Raw genomic sequence first — 16,903 nt, forward strand, 5'->3', positions numbered from 1 at the left:
GGCAGCCCCGTTTGGAGTCAGGATGTTATTCTGGATGTAAGTTCTGTAGACAGTAGAAGCCCTCGGTTAATGTATTATTCTTTCGCAACGTAATTTTAAATACTAGTCGTTCCATCCTCTAAAGCTGTTGCAATAAATCTTGATAGCGACTCACTTAATACAATTTGATTTTCCGAAGCTATACTTTTCACTTTGCTTGCCAATAACCTATCCCCCTCAATAAAGTCTCTTATTGAATAGTACAGTTGATTGACTATAGGATAATCATGATTTGCCAAACCATCCACGAAACTATTTAACACTCTTACTATTCTTGGATTTAAGGTCATATGTTTAAGTAAGTAATAAATTATCTCTATGTTCCTTAGTTGATCCGGAGCATCGTTATAACTATAAATAAGATAAGAACAAAGTCTATCTTCCTTTGAGTCAAAAAAGGAGTTTCGCTTAAGGATATCGGTTTCAAGATCATTAGGTAAAATACGTATATCTAGTATATTGATGTGTTCATAAAAGTTAAATAAATCCTCCTTAGGAGTATATCTTTCAATAATCTCAGTAACCAACTTCCAAAAAACTCGATTTTCATAATGATTGATTTCTTCCTTTATCCATGTATATAAAGTATCCTTCTTAAACAAATGTCCTTCAGTTTGACCCAATATAATTGACAACACTTCTGGAATTAAGCTATAGAACCGAATAAATATGGATGGACTGCTTTTGACAAAATCAATAAAGCTACTTTTTATCAATGGGTTGCTATGATATAATATTTCATTCCAAAGTAAAATTAAATTCTCATTGTTTATTGCTTGTAGATTTGCTATGTTAGATCTCAAATGTCTCCACAAACTAATTAATTCTTCCTTGTTTAATTCTGCGGTAGGAAGTGCGTTTAGATGTTCCTTGAATGTAATTGTAACTCTCTCGTATTGATCTCTATAAGATTTAAATATAGCCTCCTTGTAATATTCCAGTCCTCCATTCACATGAAATTTAAAAAGATTATCCTGAATAAAATTCCAAAAACATTCAACTGTAGCACTATTTATTGTGCCAACCTTGGCATGTGCGGTCTGATTTCTTGTATGCCTCCATTTTTTAAACTCATCAATAACTTCGTCATGATTAGATAATCTAATTATTCTTCCATCAAGTTCATACATCTTTGTAGCTTTAATAAACTTCGGTTTTGACATCATAATAATGTTCATAACAGCTTCTTCCCAATTTCTATCTTTCTCCAACTCTTCCCGGAAGTTCCTCCATTTTCTCTCCTCTACATGCTCAGGCTTAGAATTAAAATTAAGCACGCGTTGCTTTATGGTCTGCATTAGGGCAAGATATGACATTAAAAAAGCCGATCGATAAGCACCGATCTTATAACAAGCTACTGATTCTTTAAATAGATCAAAACCTATTCCTTCAAAGGCATTTGTTTTTTCCGCCCAAGATTCTATTTGAAGTTTCAAATTATTTTTCCTCCTATAATTATCTGTCAGCATACAGATTGAATGTACATCCATAAGGCACTAACTACACTTAGTGACTGAGGGCTTATTATCTCTTCTTACTCAGTATTTGAACCTGAACTAAAAAAGAAACAGGGCTACCCGAAGGCTGCCCTGTTGAAGTCATGATGTTATTCTGGATGTAGGTTCTGTAGACAGTAGAAGAGCTCCTAATAGCAGTATGGCCAATTACGTCAGTCTAATACTTTATTTTCCCAGTCTACAACTTTATTTTCTCAGTCTAATACTTTATTTTCTTCTGACAACTATTGTTTGGGAAAGGTTATAACCTACTCCACAGTAACACTCTTCGCCAAGTTACGTGGTTTATCCACATCATGACCCAGCGCAAGAGAAGCATAATAAGACAATAATTGCAGAGGTACTACAGACAATGCTGCTGTCAGCATTGGCAATGTCTTAGGAATTACAAACACTTGATCCACTGATCTAAGCAGGTCAGTCAAATGCTCTTGGTGAGTGATTGCAAGCACGTCTGCGCCGCGAGCTTTCACTTCTTTGATGTTGCTGACGGTCTTCTCAAGCACAGCTTCCTGAGTTGCCAGGGCAATAACCGGAACGCCTTCCTCAATCAGAGCCAACGTACCATGTTTCAATTCACCTGCAGCATAAGCTTCGGAGTGAATATAAGAGATTTCTTTCAGCTTCAAGGAACCTTCTTGAGCAACAGCATAATCTACGCCGCGGCCGATGAAGAACAGGTTCTTGTGCTCAGAAATTTGTTCTGCATAACCTTTGATCGCTTCTTTTTGAGCTAGGATCTCTTCCACTTGTTCTGGTAGAGCTTGCATAGCTGCTAGAATCTTAGCAACTTGTGCTTCGGTTTGTGTACCGCGAATTTCAGCCAAGTAAAGAGCAAACAATCCGAAAGCGACCAATTGTGAAGTGTAGGCTTTGGTCGAGGCTACTGCAATTTCTGGACCTGCCAAGGTTACCAACACATCATTCGCTTCGCGAGCAATAGAGCTGCCTACTACGTTTGTGATTGCCAGAACATGTGCACCGTTAGCTTGCGCTTCACGAAGAGCCGCCAATGTATCTGCAGTCTCACCGGATTGACTGACAACGATAACCAAAGTTTCCGGGGTCACAATTGGTGAACGGTAACGATATTCCGAAGCAATGTCATTCTCTACTGGAATACGAACCAAAGATTCGATCATAGTACGTCCTACCACACCAGCGTTGTATGCCGTTCCGCAAGCAACAACTTGGATGTTACGGATGTTCTTGATTTGTTCTTCTGTGATGTTCAACTCTGGCAAAACAACCTTGTTGCCTTCAGCATTAATACGACCACGCATAGTGTCGCGGTAAGCCTTAGGCTGCTCGTGGATTTCTTTCAACATGAAATGCTCGTAGCCGCCTTTTTCTGCGGTAACTGCATCCCAATCGACAGTAATCATTTCCCGAGAAATAAAGTTTCCTTCAATCGTCATCAGTTCGACAGCATCTCTTGTCAAGACTGCCATTTCGCCGTCGTTCAAAATATATACGTTACGGGTATATTCAAGCAATGCAGGAATATCTGACCCGATAAAGTTTTCTCCTTCGCCAAGACCAATAATGAGCGGGCTTGCTTGACGCACAGCCACCAATTTATCTGGTTCATATTCAGTCAGGACGCCTAATGCAAAAGCACCGCGCATGAAGGTAATCGCTTTTTGCACAGCTTTCACAATATCTCCATCATATTCGCGAGCAATCAGGTGTGAAATAACTTCTGTATCTGTTTCGGAGACAAAGTGGCATCCGCCAGCGATCAGCTCTTCTTTCAGATCCAGATAGTTTTCGACAATACCGTTATGAACGACCGAGAACTTCATGCTGTTATCCGTATGTGGATGGGAGTTCTCATCGGATGGTTTACCGTGAGTTGCCCAGCGTGTGTGTCCGATACCTGCGCTACCTGCCAGTGGGCTGCCTTCCAGCTTCGACTGCAGATTCGCCAAACGGCCTTGTGCTTTCACTACCTGCAGTCCTTCCCCAGTGAATACAGCTATACCAGCGGAATCATATCCCCGATACTCCAGCTTCTTCAAACCTTCAACCAAGATCCCCTGCGAATTCTGATTACCAATATATCCTACAATACCACACATTATTATTTCCCCCGTCCGAGTTATCGTAATGTGGCGGCATAAGGAAAGAAACGTGCCGTGCGGCATGTTTTTGAGAAAAAGCAAATATTCTGTTGTATTTTTGGATCAACAAAATAAACTGTCACTTACATCTTATGTTCATGAAATGCACAGCCTTCTTCTCTGCCGTGGCAGAACCAACGTGTTTCTTTACGATGCGCGCACACATGAATTTTATATTTCTTATGCACCCATGAAAACGTTGTGTGAAAGGTCGCCCTTCCATTTTCCGTCTCCATTTACGGCTCTGGTGCATCACCGGGAGGTCCCCGCCGAACATTTCGAACACCTCCACCTCGTCAGCTTACGTCTGCCGTGATCCGTTCAAGCCCTTGTCTACATAACCATGTAGCAGCTTTCCCTTCTCCCCCGCGCTCGACCAAGCTCTGGCGCTTGCTATTGCAAACCTCACAATCCCCGCTTTCCTTCTAGAATGACACTTAATCTATTATATGCACCTTACATTACTTTGGCAATGCTGCACCAACCTAAATTTCACAAATCCCTGTTCAGACGATCCATCCAAAAATAATAAACACCGGTGTAACGAGTCCGCGAATCGCTCTCTACACCGGCTATATAGGTATGGTAATGAATTATACCAATTCGCGTTGAACAACTTCTACAATTTGATTCACATAAAGATCTAGATCTGCCTTATCAGGGCCTTCTGCCATGACGCGAATCAAAGACTCCGTACCCGACGGACGTACAAGCACACGGCCATTGTCGCCCAGCTTGCCTTCTACTTCAGCGATAGCTGCTTCGATAGCCTGGTTGTTAGGATAATTGGTCTTATCTTGTACACGAACATTGACTAGTACCTGCGGGTATTTCGTCATCATGCTCTTAACCTCACTAAGTTGCTTACCGGAAGCTTTAAGCGTATCTACCAGCTGGATAGCCGTCAGAATACCATCACCTGTTGTATTATAATCAAGGAAGATAACATGTCCAGACTGTTCTCCACCTAGATTAAAACCACCACGGCGCATTTCTTCCATCACATACCGGTCGCCGACAGCTGTTTTAGCAGTGTTGAGGGATAATTTCTCGGTAGCCTTGTAGAATCCGATATTACTCATAACCGTTGATACAATCGTGCTATCTTTCAGCTTACCAGAACGGTTCATTGCATCCCCACAAATACAGAGAATAAAGTCTCCGTCAACTTCATCGCCTTTATTATCGATCGCAATCAATCGGTCAGCATCTCCGTCAAAAGCAAGTCCCAAATCCGCTCCATGACGTAATACTTCCTCACGCAAAGTCTCTGGATGTGTCGAACCAAATCCAGCATTAATATTCAATCCATCAGGCTCAGCACCAATAGAAATAACCTCAGCGCCCAGCTCTCTGAACAATCTTGGTGCAAGTTCATACGCTGCGCCGTGAGCACAGTCGAGTACAACTTTAATTCCCTTGAAATCTTGAGAAATGGTTGTCTTCAAATACTCCAGATAGAGGTACTTGGCGTCATTATCAACCGTAACCATACCTAAACCAGAGCCGATAGGACGAGGCAATTCATCAACTTCAGCATCCATTAGTTCTTCAATACGCAGCTCAGTTTCATCCGTAAGCTTAAAACCATCTCCGCCAAAGAACTTAATGCCATTATCTTCAACCGGATTATGTGATGCCGAAATCATGACCCCTGCATCTGCCTTTAATAATCTCGTAATATAGGCAACAGCAGGTGTACTCACTACACCTATACGGATTACATCTGCCCCAATAGACAGCAAACCAGCAATAAGAGCCGATTCGAGCAAAGGTCCGGAAATACGTGTATCCATCCCAATGACAACCTTTGGTTTATGCACGTTACCCGCTAGTACATATCCTCCACAGCGACCAATGCTATAAGCCATTTCTGCAGTTAATTCACGGTTTGCTACTCCCCGCACACCGTCAGTTCCAAAATACTTCCCCATTATTTTTCTCCTTTGAATACGCTACATTAGCTTAATGTTCTATCCTATGATTTGAATACTATTTTGGTGTACCTTTGGGACATATCCTAAAAGACGTATTTCAATAAAAGGTTACGTTCCCCCTGTACCTACAGGATTCTCGGAATTCGTACTTGTGTTAGCTGTGCCATTATTCTCTGGACTGCTATCCGTGGGGACAGGCGTCGCTGTAGCTCCAACTTCTCCGCTATGGGTAGGCTTCTCAGTGGCCTCCTCATCGCCTATAACAGGTTCAGAGCTTGGCTCAGGAGTAGTTACACTACCCGTGTCTGGATGAGGCGTAGGCACCGGCGTTGCAGGTGACAGCAACTGTACAGTTACCGTAAGAGGCACACTTGAATTAGCCAGTGCGATGAATTTAGGCAGTGATACCCGTAAAGAAACCTCGTGAGTCCCGGCAGTCAGGCCAGTCACATCAGCCACAACACCTATATCGTCTTTATTTAGTTGATTTAGCAAAGTAGGTGCACCTGTTAAGGTAAGGGCTATATCCTTGCTTGTTGGATTAACAATACTTCCTTCAAACTCATCACCGACACCCTGTAACTTGATGGGTACCGCTTCAACCGTCCGTTCAGCAATTTCTGAGATCGTTAATGAAACGTTCACGGTTTCAGGCATTACTTTCTCAGTTCCTGCCGGAGGTTTCAGTTCTACCTTCAGCTGCTTCGTTCCTGCAGAATCTATAGCGCTAAGATCGACACTTGCTTCATAGGTAGATAATGCAGCTAACGCATTGGCTTGACCATATACCACGACTGATTCCAGCTCAGGCGTTACATTTGATAAGACGAGAGAACCCGGAAGTTGTCCGGTAAAGCCAATATCCAGCGGTAAGCTCTTAAAAGGCAAGGTAATTGGCAATTCCACCGAAACGGTAGCCGGCTCAATGACGGCATCCTTCACTTCTTTTCCTTCATTATCATAAGCATGCAGCTTCAATTTCTTCTCTTTAAAGGTTTCGTTCTCGCCATTTAGCTCAATAGTGCCTTGTACCTTCACCACTTTGCTTAACTCATTATCTGGCAGCGTAACCTCAACAGTATCCGTAGGCTGCAAGACTGGGGTACCTAATTGATACCCCGCTGCTGGTTCTCCCTTGGTAACCAATGTTATGGGAAAAGATTTTGTATTTCGCAGCTCTACATGTACGTTGACCTCTTTAGGAGTCATTCTGACAAGAGTTACACCTCTAGGTAATGAATATGAGAGTGGCAACGTATTATCTCCAGGCTCAACCTTACTTAGATCAAGGGTCACTTTATAGTCGTCCGAGAACTGAAAAGAGATATCCGAGTTCTTCCCCTTAACCTCCATACTCACACTATCTACATCCTTGTATTCCAGTACAAATTTATCTTTATCTAGACCGATCTCTTCGATCTTTACATTCTCAATAATCTTCGATTTAGTATCGACCGTGGTCTGTCCAACAGGCGCAGTGTCGATTCGAACCATAGTAAACAGTATGATCCCAAATGCAAGGGCTAGAATCTTATTGAAATTGTTATTGCTCATCCACTTATCCATGATTTTTGTCCCCCTTCCGTTTCCAGAAAGTTGAACCTTTCTCCTTCAGCGATGAACTTACACTCAGCTCTTGATGGAGCTTCGAAATCATTGATTCTTCCTTAATGTCCCTTACAATTTGACCATTGATGGCCAGAGAAATCTGTCCTGTCTCCTCCGAGACAATGACAGACACAGAGTCCGCAACCTCACTAATCCCGATAGCCGCGCGATGTCTTGTCCCCAGTTCCTTGCTAATAAAAGGGTTCTCAGACAAAGGTAAATAACATGCAGCCGCGGCGATCTGATTCCCCTGCATAATAAGGGCTCCGTCATGCAGAGGGGTGTTAGGTATAAAGATGTTAATCAGCAACTCAGAGCTGACTAAAGAACGCATGGCGATACCCGATTCCGTATATTCATTAAGGCCTGTCTCTCGCTCGAATACGATTAATGCCCCTATTTTTCTATGGGATAAATAATTTACGGCTTTAATCACTTCGCCAATTAATTTACTGAGTTCTTCATCACTTTCCCCAGCCCGTCCGAAAAATTTACCTCGTCCAAGCTGCTCCAGTCCCCTTCGTAGTTCCGGCTGAAAGATGATAAAGACCGCCAGCACCCCGAATGTAAACATTTGATTCATTAGCCATTTGAGCGTATAGAGGTCTAGCATGGTACTCACAGCCCAAATCAAAACCAGGACCAGAATCCCCTTCAGCAGCTGAATCGCTCGAGTTCCGCGGACCATATTAAGCACTTTATAAATAATGTAGCTGACGATCAGTATATCAATAATATCTTTAATGGAATCTTTCCATGTTAAGTCTGTAAAATAACTCATTGCCTAAAACCCCCGTCATTTCATATTAGCTGGGTTTATGTAAAATGTCTGTTAGATCTGTATCAATATCTAGGTTATAACGTTCGGGCTCCAGTTGCAAGTTTAGCCCCTCACCCATTTTCTAATTTTTCTAAATTTAGGCAACAAAAAAGCGCCATCTTTCCGGAAAAAGAGGCGCAAAATAATATTCCAGCTCAAGGTAACCACTGTCGCTTTCTTTAACGGTAGGCAACTTCAGAGAACATGTTCGTCACTTTATACCAGAGCCAACTTACCGCTTGGTCTATGCTTTTGACTTGCCCAGAAATATGAGCTGTTGAAGCCTGATACAAAGAACCGTCAATGACTGTTACGTTGCCGTTCACTTCCCCATATACCTGTGCTTTACCATTCTCTATGGTAAGGTCACCGGTAATAATCTTGCCGGAAGGTACGATTACAGTATCCCCTTTGATAACCACTTGATCCAGATCTGCACCTCTAACTACAAGTTGTCTATCTGGACTCCAAAAAGTTACGGAACTCATCAGCATTACGACAAGAAACAGAGATGCCGCTGTAAGTGCAGGGTGTCTCTTGATCCAAGTAACAAAAGCATTTTCTTTCTTGGTCTTTGGCAATGAACTCATTATCCGGCTCACAAGATCATCTGAGGCAACAGGATTCTGATGCATTAGGGAGAACATCAACATATCTGTCTGTTCTAATTCTTTAAACTTTGCACGGCAATCTGGACAGGATAGAAGATGCTCCTTCAACTCCCTCTGCTGCTGATCGGGCAAGTCGTCATCCAAGTAGTCGTGCATCATAGAGACGGCCAGTTTGCATTCCATAGGAGCCAATCCTTTCATGAGTGCTATTTAATTATCCTAAGACAAAGGGTCAGGACACATAAGACTTGCTTAACTTACATACGTCGCTCTCCCAAAGATGTTTCATAAAAAAAAATCTATTTTTACATTTTCGGGCCTAATTTTTTACGTAAAAATTCACGACCTCGGTGTACACGCGTCTTAATCGTGGTTACAGGCATGTCGAGCACATCACTTATTTCCTGAAGCGACAAATCCTGCAGGTATCTAAGAATCATCACAGACCTGTATTTCACAGGCAGACTGTCAATGGCCTCATAGATTAGCCCCTGTGTCTCAGAGAGCAGTAATTCGGTCTCAGGTGTTACATTATCACTTGGAATCAACGAATAGCCGTCAAGGCCCTCCTGATCGTTCATATCTGCATCGAGCGAATAGGTTGGTTTCCGTTTGCGTAATCTATCAATACAGAGGTTCGTTCCAATCCGATAAATCCAGGTAGAGAACTTCTGTTTATCATCATACCGATCCAAGTTTCTATACACACGCAAAAAGGTCTCCTGAACTATATCCTCCGCCTCATGGCGATTGTTCAGCATCCGGTACGCCAGATGATATATTTTGTCTTTATATAGTTCCACAAGCTCGGCAAATGCCCTTTGGTCGCCTTTTAAGGCGAGCTTTGTCAATCTGCCTTCCAAATTCTCCACCTGTTAACTCCCCCAGACTTGCCGCCCTTGGTATTTATTTTCAAATATCCACGGTACAAGCAATTAAATCGTAATTCAAGTTTGTGTAAAAATCAAGGATTGTATTGTAACCTTCTCTGTAAACTGAGTTAAAAACTGGACAACTTGGTATAAGTGATTAAGTGCAGCTTCGAGAAATATTTGGACTTCCGGTCGCTGTTATTGTCAGATTTCCTGATTTAAAACCGCTACTTGCGGTAGAAATCTGACAATAAAGGCGATCGCTAACGCTCCTACAGTTCCAAACATTCTCTACGCTACTCCATCACCTGAATAATAAGTGCCACACTATTTACCTTCGCTTACATCTCGGTTACTTGGGTAGGGCCTGAAAGATCAATATTGGGCAAAGCACCACAATATTTTTCAGGACAAAAGAATCACTTCGCAGCACAATATTTAGTTTATGAGCAAAGTAGCTCGTATTAAGCAACAAAATCATCCCGTCGGTTGAATAGGCTTCTGTTAGTTTAAATTTGTCGCATATGGAGCAGACATTGTTATACTTTCCGCAGGGTTTTCGGTGATTTGGCGAGTAAGAACTCCAGTGTAGGTTTAGGGTTTCATTTTGATGGAACAAGTTATAGGGAAAACCTCCCTATAAATTAGGTAACAGCTGTTTTATGACCAAGTTATAAGGAATTTCTCCCTGTATATTGGCCAAATTCAATTAATTACACCAAGTTCAGCTGATATAAAGGGAACAATTCCCTATATTTTATCGAAATGAGCTTGAAATACCGATTTACAGGTAATAATCCCCTTTAATTCAGCATTTTGACCCTGAAGCAGAGAAATATGAAACTTAAAAATGTTTATGTGTGCGAACAGACAGTAATTCTTATAAAGATGCAAATAAACACGGATTCCAGCGCTCCTTTTGTGCATCCTTTGCACACATTCCTGGCAATGTCCATAACGCGTGTGCCACAGCGCATCGCTTTATTCTCGGTCTATAATGCTTCTATGAAGACTTTTGGTCAGATGATGACCGTGCATTTCCATGAATCCATGAAAGTAATCTTTTAGAATCTGCCAGATACTGCGTAATTTCCTATACAAGCACAAAAAGTCCGCCCCGATAAAGGGCGGACTTTTTGTGTTAAGACTATATCAGCCGGTATTCCGAAGACCAGCGGCAATGCCATTGATGGTAAGCAATACTTCGCGAAGCAATTCGCTATCGTCTCCGTCAACTTCACGGAGCGCTCTAAGCTCAGATAGCAATTGAACCTGCAGGTAGCTAAGTGGATCAACGTAAGGATTGCGGAGTCTAATCGACTCCTGAATCACAGGGACGTTATCCAAGATATCCTGCTGGCCAGTAATCTTCAGGATCAGCTCAGAGGTCAGTTTGAATTCATCTTCAATCTGGCCGAAGATCCGTTGACGCGCTTCTTCGTTCTTGCCCATGCTGGCGTATTCCTTAGCAATGATCAAGTCCGCTTTTGAAATAGCCATTTGCAGCGTATCTATCAGTGTAGTAAAGAATGAGAAGTTCTCATACATATGCTGCATTATCTTCAGATTCTCTTCCTTACCCTCATAGAAACTCTGCAGTCCGGTTCCAGCAGCATACCACGCTGGAAGCAAATAACGGCTTTGTGTCCACGCAAATACCCACGGAATTGCACGCAAGTCTTCAAAGCGGTCACTGTTCTTCCGTTTGGAAGGGCGTGAACCAATATTAAGCTCTCCAACCTCAGGCAGAGGTGTAGATTCTTTGAAATAAGTCAGGAAGTCCGGATCACGGAATATCAAATCCTGATATTTGTGAAGCGAAACTTCAGAGATACGGGCAACAATCTCTTCCCACTTCTCTTCATATAAATCCGCTTGTGGAATTCTCGCATTGATCGCTGCAGTCACAAGCGCAGATGTCGCTTGCTCTAGACTGCGGTAAGCAATCCCTTGCATCGAATAACGGGAGGAGATAACTTCTCCCTGCTCGGTGATCTTAATGCCTCCGCCAATCGTCGAGGCTGGCTGAGCCAGAATGCTGCGGTTAAGCGGCATGCCGCCACGGCCGAGCGCTCCACCACGACCGTGGAAGAACTTCAGCTTGATTCCGAACTTATCGGCTGTAGCTGTAATCTCTTTCAGAGCAACACGCAGTTCATAGTTAGCGGTAACCACGCCGCCATCTTTGTTACTATCTGAATATCCAAGCATGATTTCCTGCAAATCATTCATTGCTCTTACTGCATCGCGGTAGATAGGCATGCTGAGCAATCTATTCATAATTTGTGGTGCTTCATGCAAATCATCAATCGTTTCAAAAAGTGGCACAGCTTGCAGCGTACATACGACTGTACCGTCATTATCTTTGCGGAATAGTCCTACCTCTTTGGAGAAGACCATAACCTCCAGAATATCGCTTGCCGCTTCTGCCATACTGATCAGATAACTAGTGATACATTGTTTGCCGTACTCTTCTTGCGAAGCGAAGATCGTCCGGTACACTGCAAGACATTCCTCTGTACCCTCACTATACGTCTGATAAGAAGAAGTGATTGGACGTGGATCATTCAACAGCTTCTCCAGTAGCTCAATCTTCTCATCTTCAGACAGTTTGGAGTAATCCGGCGTAATGTTCATTTTCGCCAGAATTTCAGTCATAGCATTCTCATGTTCTTGACTGTGCTGACGCACATCAAGTGTCGCCGTATGGAAACCGAACAGCTCCACTTGGCGGATCAATTTCTTAATATAAGTGTCGGCCACATAATCGGCATAGTGATGCCGTAAGCTGCGGTCAATCACGTTCAAATCATCGATAAACTCTTCTGGTGTAGAATAACGCTCAAGAGTATCTTTTTTCTCATCATCCAGAACATTTTGTGTCTTGGAGATCATATAGCTAAGCTTAATACGGTAAGGTTCATTGTCATTGCGCCATTCTTCCATCTTGCCAAGATTAATGATCTCACGATCAGCTTCAATGGATTCTACTAGCTCAGGCGTCACCTTAACAATACTTGTGCTAAAGCTTAGATATTTCATGAGTTCACGCATAATCCGTTGATATTCCCGAATCGCCAGCTTACGCTGCATGCGCAAGGTCTGTGAAGTAACTGTAGAAGTTACCGAAGGGTTACCGTCACGGTCTCCACCAATCCATGAGCCAAAACGCAAGTAGGTTGGTACATGCCAATTCTGCCCTGGGTAGTATTTACTGAGACAACGTTCAAGTTCTTGATAAACATCGGGCAATACATGGAAGATCGTCTCATGGAAATAGTACATCCCATTACGTACTTCATCGAGTACGGTAGGCTTACGGTCACGCAGTTCATCCGTTTGCCATAGCGTAATCACTTCATTTAATAGCTTCTCACGGAGCTGTTCACGCTCCCGGAAGGTTAAGGTAGGGTTATCCAGACCCATAACATCATCAGATATCCGCTTATGAATATCGAGAATAGCACGGCGCATAGCTTCCGTTGGATGTGCCGTCATTACAAGTTCCAGAGATAATCCTGCAATAATCTCGTTAACTTCCTCATGAGAGAAATCACGTTCACGAAGCTCTTTAATCGCGCTTTCTATAGAACCGGGTTGGACTGTCTCCCCAGCTGAACGTTCATAGTCACGTTTGCGGCGAATCCGATGGTTCTGTTCGGCAATATTCACGAGCTGAAAATAAATAGCGAACGCTCTTATTACCTGATGACGGTTCTCTGGATCCAAAGAATTGATTAACTCCTTAAATTCACTGTGCAGTTCAGGTAAAAATAGTGAGCGCAGCGATTTACTGGTTTCGCGAATTTTCTCCACGATCTCTAGTAGTTCGTTACCGCCTTGGTGAACCAAGACCTCTCCTAAAATGTTCCCCAAGAACCGTACGTCCCGTCGCAGCAGATTGTTAGAGTTGCTTTTGCTGACGGTAGTCGTAAGTTCGGTCATGCTGCTCCCCCCATTCTCTTCCGGATCAATGTGTTAATTATTGTCTGTCTAAAAATCGCCTATTAAAGCTTTCCTCATATCATACAATAAAACTGCGTGAAAATCTCCAACTATTTTGCGCTGTAAAGCGACACAGTATCTAAGATTATACACCAATTTCTCAATTTATACAGTCCTTATATTTTATGTATTCTTTCTTATATATAATGGCTCTAGCATACCTTCATTATGTGTATTTAAATACGGAGCGTTCGAATCTGATCGATGAACAGGCCAATAAGCGGAGAATAATGACGATCGCGATTATACGAATAATAAATATGTCTTTGAAAATTATAATCTGGAATGGTGCGCATTAGCAATCTTCCTCTGGCTACCTCATCCTCCACAGCAAGACGCGATATAAACGAAACGTACTTTCCACTCATAAGCGATTGCTTTATGGCCTCCAGTGAATCCAGTAGAATATAGGTCCTCGGTTCATTCCCTTCACGCTCAAACCATTTATCCGTCAGTTGGCGTGTACTCGACTCTTTGTCATGTAATATAAAACTTGCTGAAGCAATCATAGCCGGGTTTAGATTAGTAAATGAGGCAAATTCATGAGATGGCGAAAAAACAAGCACGAGCTCGTCCTCACACAAGGCTTGAGTATGCAGATCTGGTAGATAAAAAGATTCTGTAGACAAAATACCAAGGTCAATCTCATGGCTAGCCAGCATTTCTTTGATTACAGGGGAAGGCTTAACCGATAAAGAGATCGTAATCCCCGGATGTTGTTCTCCAAACAGCCCCAATATTTTCGGAAGAATATAAGTAGCTGGAACGTAACTGGCACCAATCTTAAGCGTTCCTCGCCCCGCCTGACTGAACTCTTTTACAACCCGCTCCGCTTCTGCAGCTAGTGCATTGATTTTAGTCGCATAATGAAGAAACGCTTTTCCACTCTCCGTAAGAATCATTTTATCCATTCTGGATTCAAATAACTTCTCCCCCAATTGCTGCTCTAAATTCTTCAAATGGTACGTAACGGTGGGCTGCTTCAGTCCGAGTTTATCGGCTACTGTAGTTATTTTCTTATGTTTATTTAGCAATTCTACGATTTCCAGCTTGATTAAATTAAGGTTCATTATCATCCACTCCTCGCCTATTCACTAAACGGTAACATAGAAGAATTCTATGAATGTTAAAATAAATCGGCAAAAAAGTTAATATCACAGTTACATTCAGCAAATATAGCGGGAATTCTTTACCTTTACACTAAGAACAAGCTTAAGAACAGGCAGGTAGATAGAGATGAAGGAAATTACAATCCACAGATTGGAAAAGAAATTCGGAGATGTGCATGCCTTGAAGGCTGCAGATCTGAAGATTCCCGCTGGAAGCTTTACGACATTACTCGGTCCTTCAGGTTGTGGAAAGACGACACTACTCCGTCTGATTGCTGGGCTAGAAACACCGGATGCTGGAGAAATCCTAATGGATGACGAGTTTATTTTCTCAGGCAACAAAAAAATTAGTCGTCCCATCCATAGCCGCAACTTTGGCATGGTCTTTCAAGATTTCGCGCTCTGGCCGCATTTAACTGTCTTCGAGAATGTCGCCTTCGGACTTCGTGCCTCTAAGCAGAAAAAGGATTTACGGATTAGGGTTCAGCAAGCCCTTCGATCCGTAAAGCTGGAAGGACTCGAGCTACGCTTTCCCCATCAGCTGTCCGGTGGACAACAGCAACGGGTTGCTTTTGCCAGAGCTGTAGTTACTAGACCCCAACTCGTATTGTTCGACGAGCCGTTAAGTGCACTGGATGCAGTCTTGCGAGATGAAATGAGGCTGGAGTTAACCTCCTTGGTGAGGAACATGGGTATTACTGCTCTATATGTCACCCATGATCAAACCGAGGCGATGTCTATGTCAGATGAAGTGGTCGTGATGCAAGGTGGAACTATTTTACAAACAGGTTCTCCTGAGGAGATTTATCAGAAACCCAATCATCCTTTTGTAGCTCATTTTATTGGAAAATCCAACTGGATCGTTCCCGATAAGCAAATGCTTCGTCCGGAACATTTACGTTGGTCTCAGGAGAATGCTTCCTCTCTCCCTTTTACGGGGACGATTCGACATGTGAGCTATATGGGTGATCGCTATGAGGTCATTCTAGAAATGGAGAACCAAACCGCTTGGACCGCTTATCATGATCAACGTCTACCTGTTGGAGAGACGATCCAGGTCTACGCTTCAGAGCACCAGATCCATCATCTGAATTAAGCGTCCACTGCATGGAATAGCTCGTATGATGCTGTTCCATGCAGCAAGATGCAAAAAATATTAGGGAGGCATTCACATTGAAATCAATGAATAACACTAAAGGACTTAGTACACTTCTTCTAACAACTATAATCGGAGCGAGTCTAGCCGGCTGTAGCTCTACTAACACTCCTGCTGCTAACGCAAGCAATCCGACTTCAACCGCTAACACTACAGCTCAAACTGAAGCACCACAACCCACAGAGAAAGCTCTGAGTGGCAGTCTTGTCGTCTACAGCGCAGGTCCTGAAGGTCTAGCCAATAAAATTAAAGACGGCTTTGAAGCCAAAACCGGTGTGAAGGTTGAAATGTTCCAAGGCACTACTGGAAAAATATTAGCCCGTATGGAAGCAGAGAAATCCAATCCAGTAGTCGATGTTGTTGTTCTTGCCTCCCTTCCGTCCATGCAAGGGATGAAGAATGATGGATTATTGCTTCCATATAAAGAGGCGGTTAATGCAGATAAGCTCGTTAGCGATTGGTCAGACACAGCAGATGGCAATTATTTTAGCTATAGCGCATCCGCACTAGGGATTGTCTACAATACTAAAAAAGTAAGCACACCTCCGACTTCATGGGATGATCTCACTAAAGCGGAGTGGAAAGGAACCGTCAATATTCCAGATCCTTCGCTATCTGGCTCGGCACTAGATTTTGTAACTGGATATTTAAGCGCTAAAGGGGACAGCGGTTGGGATCTTTTTAAACAATACAAAAGCAATGGTGTAGCGATGGCGGGCGCCAATCAGGAGGCACTTGATCCGGTTATTACCGGTGCTAAATCTGTCGTTGCCTCAGGTGTAGATTACATGGCTTATAAGGCAAAAGCTGATGGAGAGCCTGTAGATATCGTCTACCCTGCTGAAGGAACAGTAATCAGCCCTCGCCCGGCTGCGATTATTAAGACAAGCCCGAATGTAGATAATGCCAAAGCTTTTATCGACTATCTTCTATCTGATGAAGCTCAAGCGCTAGTTGCTAAAGCCTACTTATTGCCAGGCAGAACCGATGTGAAAGCAGAGAATCGTGCAAATCTCGATGAAATTAAGACATTTGATGTGAAATGGGAATGGATGAACGAACATAGTGATGAAGTTTCCTCGACCTTCACACAAATTTTTAAATAA

General features: G+C 42.8%; 11 protein-coding genes. 2 read left to right on the forward strand and 9 right to left on the reverse strand.

Going from position 1 to position 16,903, the window contains the following annotated elements:
- Positions 1 to 95 precede the first annotated feature (95 nt).
- The 9 genes from MKX41_RS21295 to MKX41_RS21335 all read right to left on the reverse strand — a co-directional run bounded on the left by MKX41_RS21295 (position 96) and on the right by MKX41_RS21335 (position 14,602).
- A complete protein-coding gene (locus MKX41_RS21295) occupies positions 96 to 1,475 on the reverse strand; it encodes a hypothetical protein (protein WP_340972977.1) in 1,380 nt (459 codons plus the stop codon).
- Positions 1,476 to 1,804: 329 nt separating this feature from the next.
- Positions 1,805 to 3,637 (reverse strand): glutamine--fructose-6-phosphate transaminase (isomerizing), encoded by a 1,833-nt coding sequence (gene glmS / locus MKX41_RS21300; RefSeq protein ID WP_340972979.1) that lies wholly within the window; start codon positions 3,635 to 3,637, stop codon positions 1,805 to 1,807.
- Positions 3,638 to 4,272: 635 nt separating this feature from the next.
- On the reverse strand, positions 4,273 to 5,613 hold the full coding sequence (gene glmM / locus MKX41_RS21305; RefSeq protein WP_340972981.1) for a phosphoglucosamine mutase: 1,341 nt from the start codon (positions 5,611 to 5,613) through the stop codon (positions 4,273 to 4,275).
- Between the two features lie 111 nt (positions 5,614 to 5,724).
- Positions 5,725 to 7,182, reverse strand: coding sequence for a CdaR family protein (locus tag MKX41_RS21310; protein ID WP_076285559.1), 1,458 nt, complete (start codon positions 7,180 to 7,182; stop codon positions 5,725 to 5,727).
- The gene (cdaA, locus tag MKX41_RS21315) at positions 7,175 to 8,005 is read right to left on the reverse strand and encodes a diadenylate cyclase CdaA (RefSeq protein WP_042192076.1); all 831 of its coding nucleotides are present in this window, start codon (positions 8,003 to 8,005) and stop codon (positions 7,175 to 7,177) included. The genes MKX41_RS21310 and cdaA overlap by 8 nt, the downstream gene beginning before the upstream one ends.
- A gap of 218 nt (positions 8,006 to 8,223) precedes the next feature.
- Positions 8,224 to 8,838, reverse strand: coding sequence for a zf-HC2 domain-containing protein (locus MKX41_RS21320; RefSeq protein ID WP_042192079.1), 615 nt, complete (start codon positions 8,836 to 8,838; stop codon positions 8,224 to 8,226).
- Positions 8,839 to 8,960: 122 nt separating this feature from the next.
- Positions 8,961 to 9,527 (reverse strand): RNA polymerase sigma factor SigW, encoded by a 567-nt coding sequence (sigW, locus tag MKX41_RS21325; RefSeq protein ID WP_042192081.1) that lies wholly within the window; start codon positions 9,525 to 9,527, stop codon positions 8,961 to 8,963.
- 1,152 nt (positions 9,528 to 10,679) lie between these two features.
- Complete coding sequence (gene ppc / locus MKX41_RS21330; RefSeq protein ID WP_076285561.1) at positions 10,680 to 13,472, reverse strand: phosphoenolpyruvate carboxylase; 2,793 nt, start codon at positions 13,470 to 13,472, stop codon at positions 10,680 to 10,682.
- Positions 13,473 to 13,708: 236 nt separating this feature from the next.
- Complete coding sequence (locus MKX41_RS21335) at positions 13,709 to 14,602, reverse strand: LysR family transcriptional regulator (RefSeq protein ID WP_340972987.1); 894 nt, start codon at positions 14,600 to 14,602, stop codon at positions 13,709 to 13,711.
- Between the two features lie 166 nt (positions 14,603 to 14,768).
- Between MKX41_RS21335 and MKX41_RS21340 the strand changes: the two genes are divergently transcribed.
- Positions 14,769 to 15,737, forward strand: a complete 969-nt coding sequence (locus MKX41_RS21340) for an ABC transporter ATP-binding protein (protein ID WP_149647922.1) — start codon at positions 14,769 to 14,771, stop codon at positions 15,735 to 15,737.
- Between the two features lie 86 nt (positions 15,738 to 15,823).
- Complete coding sequence (locus MKX41_RS21345) at positions 15,824 to 16,903, forward strand: ABC transporter substrate-binding protein (RefSeq protein WP_149647941.1); 1,080 nt, start codon at positions 15,824 to 15,826, stop codon at positions 16,901 to 16,903.

Source organism: Paenibacillus sp. FSL R5-0475 (assembly GCF_038004585.1).
GTDB lineage: Bacteria > Bacillota > Bacilli > Paenibacillales > Paenibacillaceae > Paenibacillus_AQ.

What these genes read in the sequence shown, in the direction of transcription:
- glmS (WP_340972979.1), bottom strand. Translation starts at nt 3,637, where the DNA reads ATGTGTGGTATTGTAGGATATATTGGTAATCAGAATTCGCAGGGGATC.
- glmM (WP_340972981.1), bottom strand. Translation starts at nt 5,613, where the DNA reads ATGGGGAAGTATTTTGGAACTGACGGTGTGCGGGGAGTAGCAAACCGT.
- MKX41_RS21310 (WP_076285559.1), bottom strand. Translation starts at nt 7,182, where the DNA reads ATGGATAAGTGGATGAGCAATAACAATTTCAATAAGATTCTAGCCCTT.
- cdaA (WP_042192076.1), bottom strand. Translation starts at nt 8,005, where the DNA reads ATGAGTTATTTTACAGACTTAACATGGAAAGATTCCATTAAAGATATT.
- MKX41_RS21320 (WP_042192079.1), bottom strand. Translation starts at nt 8,838, where the DNA reads ATGGAATGCAAACTGGCCGTCTCTATGATGCACGACTACTTGGATGAC.
- ppc (WP_076285561.1), bottom strand. Translation starts at nt 13,472, where the DNA reads ATGACCGAACTTACGACTACCGTCAGCAAAAGCAACTCTAACAATCTG.
- MKX41_RS21335 (WP_340972987.1), bottom strand. Translation starts at nt 14,602, where the DNA reads ATGAACCTTAATTTAATCAAGCTGGAAATCGTAGAATTGCTAAATAAA.
- MKX41_RS21340 (WP_149647922.1), top strand. Translation starts at nt 14,769, where the DNA reads ATGAAGGAAATTACAATCCACAGATTGGAAAAGAAATTCGGAGATGTG.
- MKX41_RS21345 (WP_149647941.1), top strand. Translation starts at nt 15,824, where the DNA reads ATGAATAACACTAAAGGACTTAGTACACTTCTTCTAACAACTATAATC.